The 24,314-nt window shown below is 53.2% G+C and carries 18 protein-coding genes; 3 read left to right on the top strand and 15 right to left on the bottom strand.

Going from position 1 to position 24,314, the window contains the following annotated elements; all coding sequences use genetic code 11:
* Positions 1-136 precede the first annotated feature (136 nt).
* Positions 137-2,236 carry a beta-galactosidase gene (locus tag BITS_RS00780; RefSeq protein WP_026641839.1) on the bottom strand — a complete coding sequence of 700 codons (2,100 nt, stop codon included), beginning with the start codon at positions 2,234-2,236 and terminating at the stop codon, positions 137-139.
* 286 nt (positions 2,237-2,522) lie between these two features.
* Here BITS_RS00780 and BITS_RS00775 point away from each other — a divergent pair, with 286 nt between their 5' ends.
* Positions 2,523-3,506: a LacI family DNA-binding transcriptional regulator gene (locus BITS_RS00775; protein ID WP_026641838.1), complete on the top strand. Its 984-nt coding sequence runs from the start codon at positions 2,523-2,525 to the stop codon at positions 3,504-3,506.
* On the opposite strand, the gene BITS_RS00770 is transcribed toward BITS_RS00775, so the two are convergent.
* From BITS_RS00770 to BITS_RS09590, 11 genes are all read right to left on the bottom strand, one after another.
* Positions 3,503-4,309 carry a pseudouridine synthase gene (locus tag BITS_RS00770; protein ID WP_034533699.1) on the bottom strand — a complete coding sequence of 269 codons (807 nt, stop codon included), beginning with the start codon at positions 4,307-4,309 and terminating at the stop codon, positions 3,503-3,505. The two genes, BITS_RS00775 and BITS_RS00770, sit on opposite strands and share 4 nt — an antisense overlap.
* A 154-nt stretch (positions 4,310-4,463) precedes the next feature.
* Positions 4,464-6,353: a glutamine--fructose-6-phosphate transaminase (isomerizing) gene (gene glmS, locus BITS_RS00765; protein WP_026641836.1), complete on the bottom strand. Its 1,890-nt coding sequence runs from the start codon at positions 6,351-6,353 to the stop codon at positions 4,464-4,466.
* A gap of 464 nt (positions 6,354-6,817) precedes the next feature.
* Positions 6,818-7,624 (bottom strand): amino acid ABC transporter ATP-binding protein, encoded by an 807-nt coding sequence (locus BITS_RS00760; protein ID WP_026641835.1) that lies wholly within the window; start codon positions 7,622-7,624, stop codon positions 6,818-6,820.
* 29 nt (positions 7,625-7,653) lie between these two features.
* Complete coding sequence (locus BITS_RS00755; RefSeq protein ID WP_026641834.1) at positions 7,654-8,640, bottom strand: amino acid ABC transporter permease; 987 nt, start codon at positions 8,638-8,640, stop codon at positions 7,654-7,656.
* 110 nt (positions 8,641-8,750) lie between these two features.
* A complete protein-coding gene (locus tag BITS_RS00750) occupies positions 8,751-9,665 on the bottom strand; it encodes an ABC transporter substrate-binding protein (RefSeq protein WP_160249599.1) in 915 nt (304 codons plus the stop codon).
* 123 nt (positions 9,666-9,788) lie between these two features.
* A complete protein-coding gene (gene smpB, locus BITS_RS00745; RefSeq protein ID WP_026641832.1) occupies positions 9,789-10,268 on the bottom strand; it encodes an SsrA-binding protein SmpB in 480 nt (159 codons plus the stop codon).
* 374 nt (positions 10,269-10,642) lie between these two features.
* Entirely contained in the window at positions 10,643-12,040 is a 1,398-nt protein-coding gene (locus BITS_RS00740; protein WP_034533658.1) for a CHAP domain-containing protein, read from the bottom strand.
* Between the two features lie 99 nt (positions 12,041-12,139).
* Complete coding sequence (gene ftsX / locus BITS_RS00735; protein ID WP_026641830.1) at positions 12,140-13,063, bottom strand: permease-like cell division protein FtsX; 924 nt, start codon at positions 13,061-13,063, stop codon at positions 12,140-12,142.
* The gene (gene ftsE / locus BITS_RS09400; RefSeq protein WP_081693499.1) at positions 13,063-14,565 is read right to left on the bottom strand and encodes a cell division ATP-binding protein FtsE; all 1,503 of its coding nucleotides are present in this window, start codon (positions 14,563-14,565) and stop codon (positions 13,063-13,065) included. The genes ftsX and ftsE overlap by 1 nt, the downstream gene beginning before the upstream one ends.
* Before the next feature lie 48 nt (positions 14,566-14,613).
* Positions 14,614-15,744 (bottom strand): peptide chain release factor 2, encoded by a 1,131-nt coding sequence (prfB, locus tag BITS_RS00725; RefSeq protein WP_026641829.1) that lies wholly within the window; start codon positions 15,742-15,744, stop codon positions 14,614-14,616.
* A 140-nt stretch (positions 15,745-15,884) separates the two neighbouring features.
* A complete protein-coding gene (locus tag BITS_RS09590; RefSeq protein ID WP_274518343.1) occupies positions 15,885-16,016 on the bottom strand; it encodes a hypothetical protein in 132 nt (43 codons plus the stop codon).
* Between the two features lie 414 nt (positions 16,017-16,430).
* Between BITS_RS09590 and dapD the strand changes: the two genes are divergently transcribed.
* Entirely contained in the window at positions 16,431-17,420 is a 990-nt protein-coding gene (gene dapD, locus BITS_RS00720) for a 2,3,4,5-tetrahydropyridine-2,6-dicarboxylate N-succinyltransferase (protein ID WP_026641828.1), read from the top strand.
* Positions 17,421-17,599: 179 nt separating this feature from the next.
* Here dapD and BITS_RS00715 read toward each other — a convergent pair whose 3' ends face one another.
* The 3 genes from BITS_RS00715 to BITS_RS00705 all read right to left on the bottom strand — a co-directional run bounded on the left by BITS_RS00715 (position 17,600) and on the right by BITS_RS00705 (position 20,966).
* Complete coding sequence (locus tag BITS_RS00715) at positions 17,600-18,892, bottom strand: citrate synthase (RefSeq protein ID WP_081693498.1); 1,293 nt, start codon at positions 18,890-18,892, stop codon at positions 17,600-17,602.
* Positions 18,893-19,210: 318 nt separating this feature from the next.
* Positions 19,211-19,987: a type I methionyl aminopeptidase gene (gene map, locus BITS_RS00710; RefSeq protein WP_026641826.1), complete on the bottom strand. Its 777-nt coding sequence runs from the start codon at positions 19,985-19,987 to the stop codon at positions 19,211-19,213.
* A 247-nt stretch (positions 19,988-20,234) separates the two neighbouring features.
* Positions 20,235-20,966 carry an HdeD family acid-resistance protein gene (locus tag BITS_RS00705; RefSeq protein ID WP_229774821.1) on the bottom strand — a complete coding sequence of 244 codons (732 nt, stop codon included), beginning with the start codon at positions 20,964-20,966 and terminating at the stop codon, positions 20,235-20,237.
* Positions 20,967-21,836: 870 nt separating this feature from the next.
* Between BITS_RS00705 and BITS_RS00695 the strand changes: the two genes are divergently transcribed.
* Positions 21,837-23,915: a M13 family metallopeptidase gene (locus BITS_RS00695; RefSeq protein WP_026641824.1), complete on the top strand. Its 2,079-nt coding sequence runs from the start codon at positions 21,837-21,839 to the stop codon at positions 23,913-23,915.
* Positions 23,916-24,314: the final 399 nt, after the last annotated feature.

Below are 24,314 nucleotides of genomic sequence, written 5' to 3'. Positions count from 1 at the left end.
ATGCCATTTGAGTCTACGTGAGCCCCACAACCGGGTTGTTACGTGAACTCTTGCAATGTATGGGTGCCAAGTCCCCAAGCGTAGAGCCGGCAGGATCATGCATGAACTGCCGGCTCCACAACTTCGCAATGCCGTTTTAGTGTTTCAGCACCACAGCACCATTGACCTGCAAGGTGACCTTGCCATCATCTACCTCGGCTAATGACAAAAGCACTGCCTCTCCCTCAACAGGCATCGATACCACCTCATGCGTTCTATTGAAAAGGAATGTGAAACGCTGGGAGCCGTCATCACTGACCCGTTCCACCTTCAGCACCTTGCCACCTTCCTGCGATATTTGCCAATCAGTGCCCAATGCGTTTGCAATCCGCGGAATGTATGAGGCAATGTCGCCATGGGTCATGCGACAACCCACATATGCGGCCATGCCTTCACCAAAGGGATGCGCGGTAATCGTGGGAACACCATCCATACCAGTCCAAGGATCGTCCTGATACTTCGCCACGATCACGGTATCGTCATCTATTTCGGTTATCCAATCGGCGATATCTTTCGCAGAACCGCCCATATCCAATCGCAATTGGACAGGCGCTCCAGGATGGTCATCGCCAAGTGGAACGAATTCCTCCACTCGAACACCGACCACATCACTTATGGCACCGGGATATCCTCCCAACCAGACGTGATCCTTGTCATCGCTGATCCCTGTGTAACTGGTGGCTATGAGTCGACCGCCATGCCGCACAAATCCTCGGATTCTCTCGGCCTGCGCAGCGCTGAGCAGATATACGCTCGGCAACACCACGGCTTCATACCGTTCCCAATCGGCGTTCAATGGCACCACGTCTGCGGTTATGCCGCAATCCGCCAACGCGCGGAACCATTCAAGCGGCTCGGTCCAGTGCCTCAGCCGTTGGCTGGGGGTTGCCGTGTGCTCGCTGGCCCATTCGCTGTCATAGTCAAAGACGACTGCAACCCGCGATTGAACCACACGCGTATTCAATATGCCCTCTTCGCTCAGGAGTTCCAATCCCGAACCCAAGGAACATATATCACGGAATATTTGGCTTCGTTCCCCGGCATGCGGAAGCATTGCGCTGTGGAATTTCTCAGCGCCCGCCTTCGACTGCCTCCATTGGAAGAAGCAAATGCCGTTCGCACCCATTGCCGTGTGTGCCAGTGAATCGCGAATAAGCTGGCCTGGTTCCTTGCGATAGTTGATTTGCCTCCAATTCACGGCGCTGGTGGATTGTTCCATAAGCATCCAAGGATTTTTGCGTGCGATGCCATCCACAAGGGATGCCGAATACGCCAGCTCATCGACATGGGCGTCACCCGGGGTGAAGTAATGATCATTGGAGACGAAATCGACCTCGCTCCCCCAATCGTCATAATCCAATATGGAGCCCGGTGCGCTCACCATGAAGTTTGTTGTCAGAGGCCTGTCAGGAGTAATGGAAGAGAGCATGTCACGCTCGGCAATGTAGAATCCTTTCAAAGCATCAGAACTGAAACGCTTGAAGTCCAGAAGTTTTCCGGGATTCATGAAATTCCCGTCACCTATGAATCGAGGAGGGATGATCTCACTGAAATCATTCATTCTCTGAGCCCAAAATGCAGTGCCCCAAGCGTCATTGACCGCATCGATATTGCCGTATTTTTGCACACACCATTGTTGGAATGCGCGCATCGCATCATCAGAATAATCAAATCTGTTATGACAACCGTACTCATTGCCCACATGCCATGCCACCACAGCTGGATTGTCCCGATAATGCTCCGCCATGGCACGGCATAGCTTCAAGGCATATTCGCGGAAAACCGGGCTGGTGGCACGCCAATGCTGCCTTGCGCCAGGCCAACACACATTGCCCCGTTCATCCTTCCAGAGCACCTCAGGATGAGCTTGGGTAAGCCACATAGGAGGCGAAGCTGTTGCCGAGGCCAAATCGACGGCAATGCCGGCTTCCCCCAACATCTCAATGATCTCGTCCAGCCAAGAGAAGTCATAGACCCCTTCGCTCACTTCAATATTGGCCCATGAGAAAATTCCCAACGAGACCAGATTCACTTTGGCCTGACGCATCAGCCTGATATCTTCATCCCACACTTCGCGCGGCCATTGGTCCGGATTGTAATCACCTCCGAACCATATGCGTTCCGTTTGCCCTGCCAGAGGCTGAGGCCAGCGATATGCACGTCTTGCGTGTTGATGACCTGTCCGAATCGTATCCATAGATCCCATAATCACATCCTTAAATGTCATCGTTGCCATACTGAACATGCTCTCATCTTCGAGTAATTCAGCCGATTGTTTTCAAAATATCATTCCAAAAACCATCGTAAATGTTTGCGTTATCATTCTATCATTCATTCAAGGTACCGCCATCCGCGTTTCCATTGGATGTCAGGCATATTCAACGCACGCTCGTCCTTTTCGTCCGATGACCACAAGGCGATGCACCACATATGCTGAAAACAGTAATAGAGTGGGCTGTATGGAATATCATCAACCAGCGTCGATGCAGGATGTCGCCAAAGAAGCCGGCGTCTCACCACAAACAGTGTCTCGCGTGGCCAATGGCAGCAATGCAGTCAAGGCAGAGACTCGCCAACGCGTCGAAGCGGCCATGAAAAAACTGGGATATCGTTCAAATTATGCAGCCCGCGCACTGAAACATGGCCGTTTCAACAATATTGGCGTGGTTATGTTCGACACAGCCGCTTTTGGCGACGCGCGCATTCTCAATAGCATCCTGAATGCCGCGGTGAGCGAAGGATACGCCGTAACCGTGAACACCATGGGAACCGGTGCATCCCGAACCATAGAGTGCGCAGTCAGTCTTATGAAACAACTGCCGGTTGATGGAGTCATCGTGGTTATGAAGGAACGAACCGCCGATTTCGATACCTTCACTCCTCCTCCGGATTTGCCAGTGGTATTGGTTCGTGAAGACCCTTTGGAAAGCTGCCCCACGGTTGATGCCGATCAATATGGCTGTTCGCAGGCCGTCGTGGATTATCTCATCGCCAAAGGGCACAAAACCGTGTATCACATCGCAGGTCCTTCGTCTGCACGATCAGCGCAAAGCCGGGCAGACGGGTGGCGAGATGCCTTGGAATCACGCGGCATTCCCATCCCCTCCCTCTATGTCGGAGATTGGGAGGCCGATAGCGGCTATCAGGCAGGGTTGTCGCTTGCTCATGACAGGAACTGCACGGCTATCTACGCCGCAAACGACCAAATGGCATATGGTGCGATCCAAGGGCTGATCGCCGGCGGCAAAAGGGTCCCGGAAGATGTCAGCGTTATCGGAGTCGACGACTCATTGGTCGGCATTGTGCCAAGGCTTTCGCTGACCACGATGCGCATGCGATTTGACCTCATCGGAACCGAGGCTTTCTCCATGGTGCGCAGGTTATGCGAAGGAAAACGTGTGCCTAGCGGAATCAAGACCGTCATCCCCACTGAATTGGTGGAACGTGATTCAGTGCGAGCTGTCTAGACACTCTCTTCCACTCCCCAATCAAGAGAAATACTGGATGTATATGCTCTTGGTGTGCCGTCTATGGGATCGATGAATTGCAAAGTCCGCGCCACCAATTGCAAGGGGCTGCTTATATCTTCCGGTGCATGTTGAAGAATTCCCGGGTACAGGTCATCTCCTGCAATAGGCAAGCCCAGCGCATTCATATGCACACGCAGCTGGTGGGTTTTGCCAGTGATCGGATGCAGAACATAATGCCGCAGCGCAGATTGCGATATGCGTGGACCATGTGCAACAGAACCGCTGGTTGCAGTCTGTGTCCCCAACTCTATGCGTGTGACGGCGTTGGGTACGCCCGGAGTTTCGAATGCCTGCAATACACCGCGCTCTTTCACAATGCATGAGCGTCTGAGCAAAGGGAACAGACGAGGAGGCTCCAAACTGCGGATGGTGCCTGTTTTCGGAATGCGTATCGGGCGGCTCGGCGCCAGACATTCATAAACCTTTGTCGCATGATGATTCTGGAAAAGCGTCTGATAGGCTCCGCGCATGGCAGGATCACGCACGAATACCACCACTCCGGCGGTCATGCGATCCAAGCGGTGCGCCGGCGTAATGGAATCGTCGCGGTAGAGCTCACGAAGCCGTATCAAAGCGGTTTGGCGATACCACATGCCTCGAGGAGTGGTCGCCAAACCATGGGGCTTGTCCACCACGATGATGCGGCTGTCTTCGTAGATCACACGCAATTCGGCATCGACAACCGGCTCGTGCAGCACCCATCGATGGCGCAACGAACGCCCGCGAGCCTGCAACCGCATCACGTCCAGCCCAGCGCCGGACTCAATCGCATTCATCCCAAAGCGGCTACCACTGGCACAAGCCATGCTGGCAGCCGCTTCACCGGAGTTATCAGCATCGAATTCGTTCACATCAACTTCTCGAAGGTCACACAACTACCCGAAAATCACTCAACTACTCGACGGTCACGGATTTCGCAAGATTACGCGGCTTATCCACGTCGTAACCCTTCAACATGGCCATATCCATGGCGAATAGCTGCAGAGGCACCACATCGACCAATGGGCTGAGCAACGTGGGGCATACAGGGCGCCACAGCACCACATCGGCATATCGCTCGGCATCGGGGTCTCCCTCTTCCGCCACCACAATGGTGAACGCGCCACGGGCTTTCACCTCTTCAATGCCGGATATCACCTTGTTATGCAAGGAGTCACGTCCACGGGCTGATGGAACGATAACCACTACGGGTTCGCCCTCATCCACCAATGCGATGGGCCCGTGCTTGAGCTCACCCGCTGCGAACCCTTCGGTGAAGGTGTACGCGATTTCCTTGAGCTTCAGGGCACCTTCCAAGGCCACTGGATACCCCACATGCCGACCGAGGAAGAGGAATGAATGCGCATCAATCATGCGCTTCGCAGCCTCATGAACACTATCCGACTGCGTTTGCAAAACCCATTCGATTTTTTCCGGCATGGCCTTGAGCTGATCGAGAATCTGGTGAATCTCATCGCGATACATCGTGCCCTTGACCTGTGCCAGATACAAGCCAAGCAGATAAGCGGCGGTAATCTGCGCCACAAAGGCCTTGGTGGATGCCACGGCAATCTCAGGTCCTGCGTGGGTGTAGAGCACGGCATCCGATTCGCGAGGGATTGAGGCACCCTGGGTATTGCATATTGCCAGCACGCGAGATCCTTGTTCACGGGCATGCCTGAGCGCCATCAAGGTGTCCATGGTTTCGCCGGATTGCGATATTGCCACCACAAGCGTGCGCGGGGTCAGAATCGGGTCACGATATCGGAATTCATGAGCCAACTCAACCTCTACCGGAATGCGCACCCAGTGTTCGATGGCATACTTGGCCACCAAACCGGCATAGCTTGCAGTACCGCAGGCCACAACGATTATTTTGTCTATGGAGCGGAACACATCCTCGTCAATACGCACTTCATCAAGCACGATATCCCCTGAGGTATTGAAACGGCCCAGCAGGGTATTGCCGACCGCTGCAGGATCCTCATGGATTTCCTTGTTCATGAATGAATCCCAGCCACCTTTTTCTGTGGCCGAAGCATCCCAATCCACAGTGAAACGCTTGGAATCGGTTACGACATTGCCATCGAAATCGGTGACGGTAACCTTGCTGCCTTCAATGCATACAGCACGGTCCTGGCCCACTTCCATCGCTTCTTTGGTGTACGCCACAAAGGCCGCAACATCTGAACCCAGGAAGTTTTCACCATCTCCAAGACCTACGACAAGCGGGGAATCATGTCGTGCGCCAACGACGATATCTGGCTGTCGGCTATCCACAGCGAGGATGGTGAACGCGCCGGTAAGCATACGTGCCATGCGACGAAGTGCTTCAAACAGATCGGGATGGCCGCTCTCTTCGATTATGGTATTGGCGATTTTGCCGAGCAGCTTGGCGGCAACTTCGGTATCGGTTCCCGAAGAGAACACATATCCTTCGGATTGCAGATCCATTTTCAAGGTGCTGGCATTCTCGATAATGCCATTATGGATGATCGCGACATGGCCGTCGGCACTCATATGAGGATGTGCATTGATATCGGTGGGGGCTCCATTGGTGGCCCAACGAGTATGCCCGATGGCAACCGTGGCTTCCGGCATAGGCCTGCGCTTGATTTCATCCTCAAGATTCGAAAGACGGCCGGCCTTTCTGCGCACCGTCACCGTATCCGATTCGGGGGATACCAGCGCTACTCCCGCCGAATCATATCCGCGGTATTCCAGACGCCTCAAACCCTGCAAGCAGACTTCCAGCGGCTTTCCGCACGCACCAGCCGTTCCTACATATCCTACGATTCCACACATGCTTCCCAAGTCTATGAGAGATAGCGACTATCCTCTCATAGCGCAAGGCACACCTTTACATGACCTGCTCGCACAGTGCCCAGGGTCGCCATTGGCGTGTCGCCATACATTCCAATGCCGGTTCACTGCCATGCCACTTTCACCGCTATATTCCCTGATTTAATACACCGCTGACATATCGTGCAGTCACGACTGCAGATGAACAATGAGGATAGCCGCCAAGACCGCAGCATCGTTGATGCATATAACCATGCCGGTCAGGATCAATCGAGTCAAATGCGATTGATTGATTGCGGGCCATTTCGTCGCCTGTGCAACTTCATACAATGCATGCATTCAGGAACATATCATCAGCATTCCTGTCGATGGTTAAGTTCTCACCATCTATGCAGCATCCGGCTCTTGACATGTGCCTAGAGCCGGATGCCAGTACCGAAATTCCACCGATTTGCGGCTGATCCTGTTCAGAGAACGTGATTGAGGAAGTCCTGGAAACGTGGCGAGGATGGATGATCCACTATCTCAGGGCCACCCTGTTCGACGACTACGCCACCATCCATGAATACGATCTGATCGGCGACTTCCTTGGCAAATCCGATTTCATGGGTGACCACGATCATGGTCATGCCTGCATCTGCCAGTGAACGCATGACATTCAAGACCTCGCCGACCAATTCGGGATCCAATGCGGAAGTTGGCTCATCGAATAGCATGATTTCCGGCCGCATGGCAAGGGCACGAGCGATAGCAACGCGCTGTTGCTGACCGCCTGAAAGCTGCATGGGGTAATAATCCAATCGCTCGCCCAATCCGACGCGTTCCAACTCCTGAACGGCCAATTCACGAGCCTGAGAGTGCGACATATGAGCCACATGCACCGGCGCTTCCATAACATTTTCAAGCGCTGTTTTATGCGGAAACAGGTTGAACCGCTGGAACACCATACCGAGCTTCTCGCGCTGCTTGGCGATTTCTCGTTCATTCAAGGTTTGCAGCTTATCTTCGCCCCGCACATTGACGTGTTTGTATCCGATAAGCTCGCCATCAACCTCGATACTGCCACCGGTGAGGGTTTCAAGCTGATTGATCAAGCGGAGGAAAGTGGATTTACCCGAGCCGGAGGGTCCCAGAATAACGGTTACCGTTCCCGGCATAACCGTCAAATCCACACCCTTGAGCACATGCAGACTCCCGAACGCCTTATGCACCTGGGTTGCCTTCACTGCAGGAATATTGGACGACGGTTTTGGATTTGCTGTCACCTGTGTCATTGCTGTTTCACTCATTTCTGCCACACCACTCACGCATTCAAACCCAACAGGGTCGCGTCATTCTTTTTGTTGATCTCTTCCTTGTCCTTGGCACTGACCGACTTGGAGTCGCCTGCGCCCTTCGCCGGACCGGAAGAGAGCGACCTCGCTTCAAAGCCCTTGCCGAAATAGCGTTCTAGATGAGCTTGGATCACCATGAGGATGGAAGTGATCAGCAAGTACCAGAAACTGGCCACAATAAGCAACGGAATCGGTTTGTATATACGATTGGCGATGGCATCAGTGGCGAATTGCAGATCCAAAGTGAAGGGCACTGCCATAACCAATGACGTGGTTTTCAGCATGCTGACGATTTCATTGCCCGTCGGCGGCACAATAATACGCATGGCCTGAGGCAGGATGATGCGTCTCATTATCAGCGTGCGCCTCATGCCAAGCGCCTGTGCCGCCTCTTCCTGGCCGGAGTCCACAGCCTCAAGTCCGGCACGCACGATTTCGGATAGGTATGCCGCTTCGTTCAACGCCAAACCGATCACTGCCGCCCGGAAGGATGTCATCACCACGGAAGAGTCCACCGACCAGAACTCGATACTCGTGAAAGGAATGCCCAATGACATTTTTGGCACCAATACGGAGAACAGGCCCCAGAACACCAATTGGGTGTAGACAGGAGTGCCGCGGAAGAACCAGATGAAGAACCAGCTGACGGCTCTGAGCACGGGGTTGATCGACTTGCGCATAATCGCCAAAACAATAGCGAGCACAATCGCAATGATCATGGAAAGAGCCGTCAGACACAGCGTCCACCAAATTCCGGCCAATACGCGTTCGTTGAAAAGATATTTCCATACCACAGGCCATTCAAAACGGCTATTGGTCACTACACCGTAGCCCAGCATGGCCACGACAAAAGCAACGATTATGCCGGCGACCACAGGACCGGTATGCCGTACCGGCAATGCATCGATCCTATTGGGAATATCCAGCCCGTCTGAATGATTGTTCTTCTCTTGCATTCCTATTCCTTACTCATCCTTGGTTCACATGTGATTCGCAACAATGCTTGCATCGTTTTGGCGGCATGGCGTTGGCATTGCCTTCTGGCATCGGACCGCTCCACACTCACCTACTCATCGGTACGTGGATTGATTTCAGGCTCCTTGATCATGACATTCTGCACTCCCCATGCATCCATGATTTTTGTGTATGTGCCATCAGCAATCAGTTTGTCCAAAGCTGCTTTCATGGCCTGAACTGTCGCCTCGTCGCCTTTTGCAATGGCCATTCCCATTGGGGCAACGCCTTCATCTTCGCCTATGATTTCCAGCTGATCATCCGTTTGAGCCACTGCATATCCGATAACCGGCGTATCGCCGTACATCATATTCACCCGGCCTGATACCAAAGCGGTGGTGACATAGTTTTGTCCTCCATAAGGCAAGAGCTCGATGGCTTTTTTGCCTTCTGCAGAGCATTTGTCCTGCGCTTTGTACATCTCGGTTTCACCGACAGTGCCAACCTGCACCGAAATTCGTTCACCGCACAGATCATTCACTGATGCATGGGCAGGATTGCCTTTACGAACCGCAAAGGTCAGTCCGGCCTTCGCATAAGTGACGAAATCCACGGCTTCGATGCGTTCATTGTTCACGGTGAAACCTGACAAGCCAATGTCATATTTGGTCCCTACCGCAGGAATAATCGATTCGAAGGGAGCGTTCTGCACATCCAATTCCAAGCCGAAAAGATTCGCCAGCGCCTTCGCCAAATCAATTTCGTACCCAACCGGCGTTCGCCCATCCGTCGCCAAGAACTCGGCGGGCGCATAGGTCAGATTCGAGCCAATGGTGAGTTTGCCGTCCTTCGTTATGGATTGTGGCAACATGGCGGCCAAAGCCTCGTCTTTATGAATGGCGCTGACATCATAACTGCGTGCGATATCCGGATCGACATCAGGCTGATCGGACGTACCACAGGCGGTCAAAGCCACCAAAAGTGCGGTTGCACACAGCCCGGCCAGCAAAGTTCTTGTTCTTCCCATAGGTGCTATGGTACGCATCGGGGGCGAATCCATGCGTTGCATACCGTTATGCGAACGCATAAGGCGTCGGCGCAGCATCTGTACAATGCCAATCCGACGCCTTGTTTGAGCGCTATCGAGATATCAGGAATTGCGCATATTGCGATATCGCATCACACGCAGGGCCTCGCGCTTGTCTTGCTCCTCACGCAATGCTTGACGCTTATCGAATTCCTTTTTTCCTCGGGCGAGTGCGATTTGTGCCTTGACTCGGCCGTCCTTGAAATACAGGCTGAGCGGGACGATTGTGTATCCCTTGGCTTCTGTCTGACGGGCAAGCTTGGCGATTTGTTCTGCATGAAGCAGCAGTTTCCGTTTGCGCTTTGGAGCGTGATTATTCCAAGTGCCATTCAGGTATTCAGGAATATTGGCGCTCTCCAACCATATCTCCCCACGTCGGTCGATGCTGATAAACGACTCTGCCAAGGAGGCACGCCCTTCACGCAGTGACTTCACCTCTGTGCCAGTGAGCACCAATCCGGCTTCATACGTATCCTCAATGGCGTAGTCATGTCTTGCCCTACGATTCTGCGCAATCATCGCAGTTCCTTGTTCTTTGGCCATGCGTTCCTCCTTCCATTTCACTGTTGCGGATTGCAACACTATCACATGAGACGAGCACACGATCAAGCCGCGCACGATCCCCTTTGTTTAGCTTCTTCATCTGTGACGCTAACGATCGCGGAGTGTTCGCCGTATTGTCGATACGCTATTGAGATAAAGTCAGCTATGTCTACGGCGGACTATCTTACCGCAAACGAGAGGCAAGCGAATCTTCAGCCTTCCGCCGCAATCGCCTTCCCTCGGAATTTCCGTAAATGCATTGAGGCGTCATCCTCATTGGATGACGCCTCAATATCAGTGCTCATATAAGAACGCGCAGTCTCGAACACCTCTCCCGCTTCGATGGAATCAACTCAACTCGAAGCGGCATCGATTTAGTAGTGCACGTACTGATAGGCACCCGGGTTGCTCAAGGTCTCCCAAGCAGGGAATGTGGAGAAACCGGTGCCACCCTCGGAAATCAGGATGGAACCGTCTGCATTCACACGCTCGACAATGGCGACATGGCCGTACTGCCAGTCAGCGGTCCAGTGGCCACCGACGCTTTGACCACGGGCGAATACCACTGCCGCACCGACATGCGGGGTGTTGTTCACCAAATAACCGAGGCTACGCGCAGTATTAGCCCATTCCGCACCGTTGCCCATATATGATCCGACAGGCAATCCCAGCTGCGAACGACGAATATAGGCCCACAGGGTGCACTGCCGTGCCGGATACGCAGAACCGCCAACGGTATTTCCTGTGCTATGCCCATAGCAGAATCCAGAACCTTCTGGGCAGGAGCCTGGAACGGAATAATTCATTCCCGAAGCGCTTCCTGTGTTGCCACTGCTATTGCTTGGAGTGGATGGGGTGGTAACGGCCGATGACCCGCCGTTGCTCACCTGCTGTTGACCACCAGCACTCGGATCAGCGGTGGCTCCGCCGTAATTCTGGGTATTGTATGAATCGATTTGCGACTTGGCAGCCACGATTTCCGCAGCCTCGCGTGCCTGTTGGGTGGTCAGGCTGCTCTTCTGACTTTCCAGCTGTTCCCTGGCTGCCGAACCCTTGTCGCGCAAAGCTTGCAATGACGCCTGCTTCGCCGCTGCATCCTCAGATGCCTGCTGCGCGGAAGCCGCCTGCTGATCGGCCTCTTCCTTGAGCTTGGTTATGCGGTTTTCGATTGCAGTGAGACGCTCCTTGCGGTTCATCGAAGTGCTCAGCTCATTGGCTGCGTCATCCGCAGCATTGCTTTCGCTTCGAGTCACAGCGGCTTCTGACTGCATTTTATCGACGAATTGTTCTGTGGTGGTCGAATTGGTGACCACATCCATGACATCCGAAGCAGTGGATCCATGCAGACTCTGACGGGCAAGGTTCGCAACCTCTTCCTTGGCATCGTCGTAATCGGCACCGGTCTGCTCGATTTTGGCTTCCAGATCTGCCTTGTCCTGCTTGGCGGATTGCAGACGTTCATTCGTTGCATCAGCAAGCTGCTGTGCTTGCTGAGCATTCTGTTCTGCATCCTCGGCTGCCTGCTGGGCTGCAGGAATCTGGTTTTCTGTCAGATCGCTGAGTTCCAGGATGACATTGGCCAATTGCTCATTGACACCTGCCAGCTGCGCTTTCAACGTCTCGTTGTTTTGAACCTTCTGCTGGTACTCCTGCATGGTTATGGCTTCTGCCTGCGGAGTAGCGACCACCGTCGTAGCCAGGCCGGCCGTCAATATGGTGGCGGCGGAGAGCATCAGTCCAGCTACGGTATTGATGCGTTTCGTGTGTTTCATCACGGTAACCTTTCCGTCGTATACGCTCGTCTGATTGTAGCGTGACTTCCTGAGAGCGTTTTCCTCGGGAAGTCGAACGCCGTATTCACTTGACAACCATCAGGCTTTCAGATAGCGCCGCAAGGATATGGTAGACGCCAATCCAGAAAGCAGCATCGCTCCCACAATGAGCGCCGGAGCCGTAAGCCAAACAGTGGATTGATTGATGAATGGCATCCATTGCACGGTTTGTGCCAACCAGTCGGTTATGAACACCTTCACAAGGGCGCTAAGTGCGCCGGCCGCCAGCAACGAACCAAGGAATGAAGCCGTTACGCCTTCAAGGATGAACGGCAGACGTATGGTCCAATTGGAAGCGCCGACCAAACGCATAATCTCGGTCTCGTTCTTACGCGAGGCTGCACTCATTCGTATGGTCGTGCCGGTGAGCATAATCGCAACGACAACCATAACCGCTGCAAGCACGACAGTAACCACCGTGGCACGGTTCAGAACCGTAAATACCGGGTCGAATATCTGCCGCTGATCGACAACCTCCTCAACACCGGTCCTACCTGTCAGGACTTCGGAAACCACTTGGTATTTTGTCGGATCACTGAGCTTCAAACGCAGCGAGGCTTGCATATCCGCTGCGGTTAATGTGCGGCCCTCATACACGCCACCTGGATACTGCTTGGTGAACGTGTTATTGAAGAAGTCTTCACGGCTGACATAGGTTATTTTGTCCACATCAGAGCCGAGTTCCTGACGGATCACATTCTGCAGATCCACGATCTCCTGGTCAGTCGGAGCTTTGCCGGAAGCGCAGGATGCAGCACGGCTGGTTCCATCCGGGCACAGCCATACCACCACTTCGACCTTGTCGTACCAGTCACCTTTTGCTTTGGTTATCTGGGCCTGCATCAAAACCGAAGCCCCAATGAACAGGAAGGAGATGAAGGTGACCAACATAACCGACACGATCATGGAAACGTTCCGCTTAAGACTAATCCATGTTTCCGAAAGTATGAATCGACCTCGCATCAGTCCTGCTCCCCTTCATTATTCACATTTGCGTTCGTCTGCTGCGCTTCGGCGGTTTTTTCTCCGTGGCGTTCCGCCGCTTTCGCCTCATCTTGCGCTTCCTGAGCGGTCGGTGGCATTGGTGGCATGGGTGGCAGAGGAACGGGAGCTGCATGAACTGCTTGGGATTCACCTGAAGCTTGATATGCAGCGCTCGCGCTTTGAGATACGCCGTTTTCTGAGGATTCACCAGCCGTTTCGAAAATGCTATCGGCACTTGATGGCATGAACTGCGCAGCGTCTGAGTCCTGTTGGGATTGAGCTGTGAAAGTCTGGGCTTCTTCAGCGTATTGAGGTGCTTCTTGTTCGCGATTGCTTTCGTCTATTGCCGCTATATGCGCATCGGCAATGCCTTGGCTTGCATCCGATTGTTCGGATTCTTGGGAATCTGAGGATTCGGTCACCTCTGCGTTCGTCTCAACAACCTCGTGAGCGTCTGCTTCAACGCTATTGCCATGCTCAGATTCCGTATGGCCCTGCGCATGTTCCATTTCGTCCAGGGACAATCCCCTGCCCCAGGTCATCGTGGTTTCCACAGGTTGGAAAGCCTCGCCATACCGGCCTGTGCGCCCGGAATGCACCGATTTCGCCAATCGTGCAATACCGTCATCCTCACCGCTGTCATCACTCACCGTGGTGTCGACGACGGTGGACTCGATAGCGGCAGGTTTGAATTTGCTATCAGGATCATGCGATGCGGATGCTTCGGTTCCGACTACCGTATCGATGACCTGCTTGGCTTTCGACTCGACCTCGGCATCGGGGAAGAACAATGCGGAATCATAGGAGCCATGCTCTTCATCACGCACGATTTTGCCGCTGTGCAATTCCACCACACGTTTGCGCATGGAATTGACGATTTCCTCATTATGCGTGGCCATAACAATGGTGGTGCCGGTGCGGTTGATGGCGTCCAGCACTTCCATAATGCCCAATGAAGTGGTCGGATCAAGATTTCCAGTGGGCTCGTCAGCCAGCAGGATCTGCGGATGATTGACATAGGCTCGTGCAATGGCCACACGCTGGGCCTCGCCACCGGAGAGCTCATGGGGGTAGTTATTCTCTTTACCCGTCAATCCCACGGTTTCCAGGACCTTCGGAACCAGTGACTTGATTGTGGAACGGCTTGTGCCGATAACCTCCAAAGCAAAGGCAACGTTTTGCCACACCGTTTTGTTGTTCAGCAGCTTGTAATCCTGGAAGATGAAGCCGATAGAACGCCTGTACTGCGGCACCTGACGATTGGTCAGACGACGCAGATCATTGCCCGCTACTCGTATTTCCCCCTTGGTGGCTTCCTCTTCCCGCAAAAGCAAGCTCAGCAATGTGGTCTTGCCCGAACCCGAAGCACCAACGAGGAAAACGAAATCCCCACGATCGATATGAACGGTAACATCGTCCAGTGCAGGACGGGTGCCCTTCGGATAGATCTTCGTAACATTATCCAACGAAATTAGTGGCATCTGCGATCCTTACTGTATTCGGAATCACGGCTCAAGGCCTTGTTCCGATTATGCCTCATCCTGCGATTCAGCCTTGCGTCTCTCTTCATGACGCCAACGAATGCCAGCCTCGATGAACGCGTCGATATCGCCATCGAATACCGCCTGGGTTTGCGAAGTCTCGTATCCGGTTCGCAGATCCTTGACCATCTGATATGGATGGAGCACATACGAACGCATCTGATCGCCCCAGCTCGCCTTGATATCACCGGCAAGCTCCTTTTTCTTCTGGGCCTCTTCAGCATGCTTGAGCACCAGCAAACGCGATTGCAAAACGGACATGGCGGCTGCGCGATTCTGGATCTGCGAGCGCTCATCCTGCATGGAAACCACCAAACCGGTGGGCAAGTGGGTTATGCGCACTGCGGAATATGTGGTGTTCACACCCTGTCCGCCAGGACCGGATGCCTGGAACGTATCAACGCGGATATCCGAATCAGGGATATCGATATGATCGGTGTCCTCAACCAGAGGAATGACTTCCACCGCCGCGAAACTGGTCTGACGGCGACCCTGGTTATCGAAGGGGGAAATACGCACCAAGCGATGGGTGCCGCCCTCGACGGAAAGGCGACCATATGCATATTCTGCGTCCACCTGGAATGTCGCCGACTTGATACCCGCCTCTTCGGCATACGAGGTATCCATCATCTTGGTTTTGAATCCGTTGCGCTCAGCCCAGCGCAAATACATGCGCAGCAGCATTTGGGCGAAATCAGCGGCATCGATGCCGCCGGCACCCGAACGGATGGTGACCACTGCCGCTCGCTCATCATATTCGCCATCAAGCAAGGTCTGGATTTCCATATCGTCAAGATCCTGCTGGATGGATACCAGCTCCTGCTCCGCCTCATTGAGGCTATCGGCGTCATTTTCCTCGCGCCCAAGCTCAATCAATGTGTCCACATCTTCGATGCGCTGTTGAGCGGAACGAAGACGGCGCACCTGCGCCTGCACTGCAGAAAGCTTGCTCGTCACCTTCTGCGCATTCTCAGGATCGTCCCACAATCCCGGCGCGGAAGCCTCCTGCTCGAGCTCCTTAATATCATTGAGCATGCGGTCCATATCCAACGCTTTGGAAATGGACTCGTACTTGGCATTCGCATCAGCGAGCGCCTGAGAAAAATCAAATTCAGCCATCATTACCACCATACATATTGCTTCGTCGAATTATCACATCTTGACCGCCTGTTAACAGGGCTTGCACAAGCCCATGGCGGCACACTTCGGCATGATGACCATGTGGTCTGGATCTTGCCGGAGTCGAACCGACGCCTACGTCAAAGACCCGCATAGATTGCGGGAATGACTATGCTGAGCAGCATGGCAGCGGCGATGGCGCCCGCTACGATTCGCATGATATTGCGACGGCGGCGCTCGCGCTGTCTGCGCTTGTCTTGATAGTCACTCACGGCTTGACATTGTACGCAATGCATAGGATTTGGGTTATTCAGGGTTATTGGGCATTATTCCGGAGCGAGTGCAGTTGCCTGTCTTGATGCCTCACAAGATAACTTCTGTCTTGATATCCCACAAGATGTCTTCTGTCTAGATATCCCGCGAGATATCTCCTGCCTTGATATCCCACAAGATATCTTCTGTCTAGATATCCCGCGAGATATCTCCTGCCTTGATATCCCACAAGATATCTAACGATCCGCGGAAGCTGACCCAACGCACATACCTTGCCGCAAGTGTGATCGTGGATTATTCCCTATTCCTTGAGATACCTCGGCTGACGTTATTCGCCGCCGAGTAGAGTTGGTTTCGATACATGCGGCCGTCCCTAACGCCGGTCCATGGCAACGACAGATCAAGGAGCAAAGATGAGCGAACAACGTACTGCGTGGGGCTGGGGCTTGTCCAGTATTGACGAGGCTGGCAAAACCCTGGATGTGTGGTATCCGGAACTGCATGTGGGACAAGCGCCCGCAGAATCGGATCGACCCTCACACGGTTTCGGCGCACTGGCCGATTCACAAGCCGACGCTCGCGGTGTGCGTCGTAAGCCGGTGTTTACCGTGAGCGACTTGGACTCCCCCATAACAGATGCCGCTGATGCCTATCTGCGTCTGCATCTGCTCAGCATGCGATTGGCTGCCCCGAATTCCATGAATCTTGATGGTATCTTCGGCGCATTGAATACCGTCGTATGGACGAATTACGGTCCATTCGCCGTTGAGAATTTCAACCAACGCAAGCTTGATGTCATGAATGCCGCACATTCCGGACCTTCGCTGGCACCCCGTGCAGAAGTGCAGGTGCTGAGCCTTGACAAATTCCCTCGCATGGTGGACTATGTCATTCCTTCCGGTGTGCGCATCGGCGATGCGGATCGTGTTCGTCTCGGCGCCCATCTTGCCGAAGGAACCACGGTTATGCATGCCGGATTCGTGAATTTCAATGCGGGAACGCTGGGCGTATCCATGATTGAAGGACGCGTGTCCCAAGGCGTTGTCGTCGGAAACGGTTCAGATGTCGGCGGAGGCGCTTCGATTATGGGCACTTTGTCAGGCGGTGGAAAGCTGCGAAATTCCATTGGAGAGCATAGCCTGCTGGGTGCCAATGCCGGTATCGGCATCTCTTTGGGAGACAATTGCGTGGTGGAAGCCGGTCTATATATCACCGCCGGCACGAAGATCACGGTTATCGACAAGCAGCGCGCAGCAGCGGGCCAACCATATGAAACCGTCAAAGGTGCCGAGCTCAGCGGCAAGGATAATATCCTTTTCATCCGAAATTCTGTAAGCGGTGCCATTGAAGCGCGATATCGCAAAACCGGCATCGAGCTCAATGAACAATTGCATAAGAACTGATTTCAGAATCGATAATCCAATAGCATATCAGGGGTGTCGCCTCGTGATCTTGGCGGCACCCCTGAAATTTCATCTATGGTGCTGAATTCTTATTGACTCTTTATTTACGTGCTGAATTCCTAATTCCCCTGAATTCTTATAGACTCTCTATCTTGTTAACGGCGAATTCTTATCGACTCTCAGCGCTCATCAAATGGCACATAATCCCTCTTGGGCTCCCCGACATACACCTGCCTTGGACGGCCTATCTTCGTGTTTGGGTCAGCCAATAGCTCGCGATATTGGGCTATCCAACCCGGTATGCGCCCCAATGCAAAAAGCGTGGTGAACATGGCGGGATCGAAGCCAATGGCGCGATAAATAAGCCCTGTATAGAAGTCCACATTCGGATACAAATGGCGAGATACAAAGTATTCATCGCTCAATGCGATCTGCTCCAGCTCAGTGGCGACATCGAATAGCGCACGCTCTTCTGCAGAAAGCTTCAAGGTGTCCGCACGGCTCATAATCTTTTCCAAATACTGGCGGGCAATCGCCGCACGTGGATCATATGACTTATAGAGGCGGTGACCGAGTCCGGAAATTCGCTTTCCATTGTCTTTGGACCATTCAACGAATTCGCGCACGGATTTGCCGGAATCACGAATAGCCTTCAATTGCCTGAGCACAGCCTCATTGGCGCCACCATGCAATGGCCCGGATAGCGCGTTAATGCCTGCAGATATGGCGGAATACAAATTGGCATGGGCGCTGCCTGCAATGCGCACCACCGAAGTCGAACAATTCTGTTCATGATCGGCATGAATAATCAGCAGGCGTCCCAGGGCGTGCACATACAGAGGATCGGTTTCAAAAGGCTCGTATGGCACGGCAAAGCACATCCGCAGGAAATCATCAACGTAGCCGCGCGAATAGTCAGGATACAGCATCGGCTCATCCCTGCGACGGCGGAAAATATAGCTCACGATGGTGCGTGCCTTGGCCATGATAATGGTTGCGGCTTCATCCAATTGATCCGAATCGTTGACATCCGTGGTATCAGGATAAAAAGTCGCAAGGGCGTTGATGGCCGATGCCATCATGCTCATGGGGTGGGCGGTTCTGGGGAACGACCCCATAAACGTCCGGAAATCCTCACCGACCATGGTGCGGTGATTGAGATCCGCACAGAACTTGTCAAATTGTTCCTGTGTCGGCAATTCACCATGACGCAGCAGCCATGCCACCTCGAGGAAATCAGATTGCTCGCACAGCTGTTCTATGGGATAGCCTCGATATCGCAGAATGGATCGCTTGCCGTCAATGTAGGTGATCTTGGATTCGCATTGAGCGGTTGTCAAAAATCCAGGATCCAAGGTGACCCATCCGTCATTGCGCAAAGAAGACACCATAATGCCGTCTGGACCCTCGGTCGCCTCCACAACCGGCAGGCTGTATTCATTCTCGTCAACACTGAGCTGAGCCATCTCCATAGGTCGCATCCCTCCCGTTAGGCATAGACTAGACTCCTGCACAATACGATGTGACAACTCATGGATCGAAGCGAGCGAGTAACCGCTCCCTTTTCACTACGGCAATGAAGGACTGTCAGTAGTTGTTATCAGCACATATGCAAGTGCCGGAGTGCGCTCATCCTAACAGATGAAATCGCACCCCGGCACCAATCGTCTTATGCAGTGACATGCAGGATTGCGTTATTCACGCTGCATAATGTGTTCTCGTATTGCAAATTATTCGACGATTCCATATGCATTGGCCACGTTTGCCTATGTGTATATGGAACTCGGTATTTACTCGCGCACCGTCAAAATCTCAGGGCCGTTTTCGGTAATCGCGATGGTGTGCTCGGTATGAGCGCCACGGGAACCGTCCGAAGAACGCAAGGTCCACCCGTCCTTCTGATCCTGATAGATTTCGTCGGTGGTCTTCAAGAACCAAGGTTCGATGGCAATAACCAGACCTGGACGCAGCCGGTAGCCATGGTTTGCGCGACCATCATTAGGCACATGCGGGTCTCCATGCATAATATGACCGACGCCGTGTCCACCGAATTCCAGATTGATCGGGTAACCATACGAATGAGCCACTTCGCCGATGGCTGCGGAAATATCCCCTAGACGATTGCCTGGCTGAGCCTTGGCAATACCTGCTTCCAGCGCTTCTTCGGTGCACTTGATCAGTCGCAGGTCTTCAGGATCCTGCTGCTTTCCCACCACAAAACTGATAGCGGAATCTCCAACCCAACCGTCAACGCTGATTGCCAAGTCAAGGCTGACCAAGTCTCCGTCCTTGAGTGCATAATCATACGGCACACCGTGCAGCACGGCGTCATTTACCGAAGTGCAGATGTAATGTGCAAAAGGACCGGTTCCGAAATCAGGCGCATAATCCACATAGCAGGATTCCGCCCCTTTTCGGGATTCGATTTGACGTCGCACAAAGTCGTCGATTTCCAGCAGATTTGTGCCAACCTTTGTCATCTCTTTCAGTTCTTTAAGAATGCTACCGACGAAGCGCCCAGCTGGCTTCATCGCCTCGATTTCAGCCTTTGTTTTCAGTTCGATCATGCTCCCACCCTACTTCGAGCGCCTAACATCATGACTCGGCTTCGATGTCTGTGTTATCGGTGCTCGAACTCACGGACGAGTGACTCTGGGAACCCAAATGCGCTTGCGCTCTGTTTCGGGGATATTGGGGTATTGGATTATTAGGGTATTGTCCACCATCGGGCAGGCCGGCACTCGAATATATATCGAATGCCGGCCTGCTTGTTGAATTCTTTATGAAATCTGGAAGCTCTGCCGTTTATGCAGTTCAGCGAACCTTGCCGAAGGTGAATGCACGGATCAACATGGTGATACCGATGACGACCAGTGCTGCACCACCGAAGATAATCATCCAAATAGTGGAGCTCAATGGTGCGATCAGCACGACGACACCGGCGATTATGGAAATAACACCTTGGAATATAGCCCACCCGGATTGCGGCAAACGCCAAGTCTCGACCAAGGCCATAATTCCTTCAGCGATCCATCCGATTCCGATGGTCAAGGCAGCGACAATCGCTAGGGTTTGCCCTGATACTGCGGCATTTTTCAATACCACAATGCCGCCCACAGTAAGCAAAACACCGACCAAGATATCAAGCACTCGCCATCCTGCCGGCAGACCCAGCTCAACGATGGCGCTGACAATACGGATTATGCCGGAAATAACAAAGTAAATGCCGAATGCCGCGGCGATCACGGCTAATGTGGCACCTGGCCAGAACAGCACGATAATGCCAAAAATCAACGCTGCCGCACCAATGACGCCATAAGACATGCGCACTGCATTCTTGGCTCGGTTAGTCAATTGTTCCGCTGCCAGTTTGAATGGGTCGTTCTGCCAAGCATATGGGTTGCCGTTGGGAGCTCCTTGTGGATTGCTGGCAAAAGGTCCATAAGGCGAACCATTGTCGTTGGCCTGCTGTCCTCCTTGATTGGACGGCTGCTCGTTGTCGTTATATGAACGCCCGGTCATATCCGGATTATTTGGATCGGTCATATCACTCCCTCCATTCGTGATCTTGAACCATCTGTGATTATTCGTAACTATTTCATTGTAATTGGCAGCGGTCCACTCGGGACTGAAAACCACTGCGCTTTATGGATTAGGCTCGTTAGGTTGCTCACATCTTCGGTCTCGTTGACTGCTTGCGCTCAACTCAGTTGGCACTTCGTTCTCCGTACTGTGGGCGGCTCGTCCTCCAAACTGCAAGCAGTTTCTCTTTTTCCTCCCCCCACTGTTCACCCATCCCATCTTCCGCATGACCGACAACCACCCTTTCTCTGTGAGGATCTTGCCATCTGCACTTCCGACAACCGCCTTCCGAGCTGTCGAAAACCACTCTCGACTCTGCCACGAATCCACCATCCACTGTGTCAGTAAACCGCCCTCACCATCGTCGGCAACCCTTTCCATCGTCGGGAATTCTCACTATCGTCAGCGACCCTTCCACTTTTCGAAACCCACCTTCCATTATGAAGGGAGATTGCCCCCCCTACTGCGCAGGCGACCCTCACCATCGTCGGCAACCATCTCCACTTTTCGAAACCTACCGTCTATGTGAGGGGAGCTTGCCTCCCCCCCCTTACTGCGCAGGCAACCCACACGCCATATTGTCGACAACTCACGTTCCGCTCCCACCACATCAGACAACCACGCGCTCTGCTACAAGCCATACTGGCGGCAACTTCACCTTCCACTCTGTCTACAACTCGCCATCAGCCCTGTCAGCACATCGCTCTCCATTCTTCACAGCCGAGAACGATTGCGAATCAATGCATTTGATGCGCCTTGCCCAGTTGTCGCCACCAGCCACATACAACGGTGTCCATCACCGGCATTGTCACAGAAGATAGCTAGTGTGGGACCATGAGTACAGCGATGATTTCCGGGATTGACCCGGCCTCTTTCTCTTCTGTCATCAAACCTGGCGATGACCTCTTCCGCTTTGTCAACGGCCCTTGGATTGACACCTATCGCCTGCCTGACGATCGTTCGCGATATGGATCATTCGATAAGCTGGCCGAAGATGCCGAACAACAAGTGCGCGACATTCTCGAGGATGACGACAGCCCAGCCACCAAAGCCCGGGCTTTGTATCGGTCCTTCTGCGACACAGAAGCCGTGCAACAAGCTGGAATCACACCGATTCAAGACGATTTGCACGCCATCGATAAGTCACACGACAAGCATGAGCTGATTTCGGTTTTGGGCTCGCTCAATCCTCTAGGTGGCCCTGATCTATTCGGTATCGGTATCTATGGTGACCCAGGTGATCCCGATACCAATATCGTTCATATTGAGCAAGGTGGTTTGGGCCTGCCAGATGAGGCATATTACCGCGAAGACCATTATGAGCAGATCCGCGAACAATACAAGGTCATGGTGGCGAAGCAGCTTCGCTTGGCTGGCTATGGCGATGAGGCAAACACCGAAGAACAAGCTCAGCGCTTCCTTGACGTCGAAACCGGAATCGCTTCACATCATTGGGATAATGTGGCAACTCGCGACTCGCAGAAGACCTATAATCCCACTGATTTCGCAACACTTTCCTCGACGCTCTCCCATATGGACATCCAGGCTTGGGTGCAGGCATGGCAGAATGCATATGACGCGACGCCTGCCGCGCAGCCTCAGCCTGTCGATTTGTCAGCTGCTCTGCAACGAACGATCGTGCATGAGCCCAGCTTCCTTTCCGGCTTGGATTCGTTCTGGAATGCCACAGATCTGGATGATTTGAAGCTGTGGGCTCGCGTACACACCATCATCGAATACGCTTCGATGCTGAGCCGTGACTTTGATAAGACGAATTTCGACTTCTATGGCAAGGTGCTGTCAGGGACCAAGGAACAGCGAGAGCGTTGGAAGCGCGGCGTTTCACTGGTCAATGGCGTGTGCGGCGAAGATGTCGGACGTGAATATGTGCGTCTGCATTTCCCCGAAACATCCAAGCAGCGCATGGAGGAATTGGTCGCCAATCTTATCGGGGCATATCGCGAATCCATCACCCACAGCGATTGGCTAGGCGAGGACACCAAAGCCAAAGCCTTGGAGAAGCTGTCAAAGTTCACTCCAAAAATCGGCTACACCAACCACTGGCGCAATTATGATGCACTGGATGTGCATGAAAATGCCGGTCTTGTGACCAATATGAAAGCCGCTTCTCTCTATGAATCCGGATATCAGCTCGCCAAGGCTGGCAATCCGGTCGACAAAGACGAATGGCTTATGAATCCGCAAACCGTGAACGCCTACTATGAGCCGACAATGAATGTCATTGTGTTCCCTGCGGCCATTTTGCAGCCTCCATTCTTCGACCCGGAAGCCGAGGATGCTGCAAATTATGGCGGTATTGGCGCCGTTATCGGACATGAAATCGGCCACGGCTTTGACGATCAGGGCAGCCAATACGACGGCGATGGCAAATTGCATGATTGGTGGACCGCCGAGGACAAGCAGCACTTCGAAGAACGCACCAAAGCCCTTATCGAGCAATACAATGCTTTCGTGCCCACGCAACTTGCCGAAAAATACGCAGACGATCTTTCCAAAGCTCCGCATGTGAACGGCGCATTGACCATTGGAGAGAATATCGGCGATCTGGGCGGTGTGAATATCGCGTTGAAAGCCTATGCCTTCTCCATTCAGGATCGGGAGGGTATCGAACGAGACGCATCCGACAAAGCCATTATCGCTGCATTGGATAAGGCTCCTGTGATTGACGGTTTCACCGGCTTGCAACGCTTCTTCTTAAGCTACGCATCAATCTGGCGCTCCAAGAACCGCGACGAACTTGCCGAGCAATATCTGCAGATCGACCCTCACTCCCCCGCAGAATGCCGTACCAATGGCATTGTGCGCAATGTGGACTTGTTCTACCGTGCATTCAAGGTGGAATCGAGCAATGCGCTTTGGCTTGAACCAGCTGATCGAGTCCGCATCTGGTAAGGCTGGCAGCTCATCGGCGTACTTGTAGCCGATGAGCTGCTCCTCAGGCGGTGGCCTGCTGCCGCTCGGGCTATGCATTGTCTCAGGACGTCGCCAGCTCCAAATCAGCTTAGCCTTCTATCCAATGTGGAGTCGCGTACCGATTCACTTCTTTCGGTGCGTGACAATTTCTAACTCGTTTCCTTGTGGCCTCTACATTGTGGTCTTTGCCGCGTTTCCTTACAGCCGGTACGCGGCAAAGGCCGCAACGTTTCAACGAGCCAGATGCGCTGTCTATAAGCGAGTTTCCTTAAGACCCGAGCAACTGGTAAATCGATGAGCGGACGACATGTCACATCTCGCTTATCGATCCACCGGTCACTGTTTCTGCCGGACACCGTATCTGCCGGCAACACGATA

It is taken from the genome of Bifidobacterium tsurumiense (assembly GCF_000741765.1).
Classification (GTDB): Bacteria; Actinomycetota; Actinomycetes; order Actinomycetales; family Bifidobacteriaceae; genus Bifidobacterium; species Bifidobacterium tsurumiense.
This window is presented reverse-complemented; position numbering and strand designations above follow the sequence as displayed.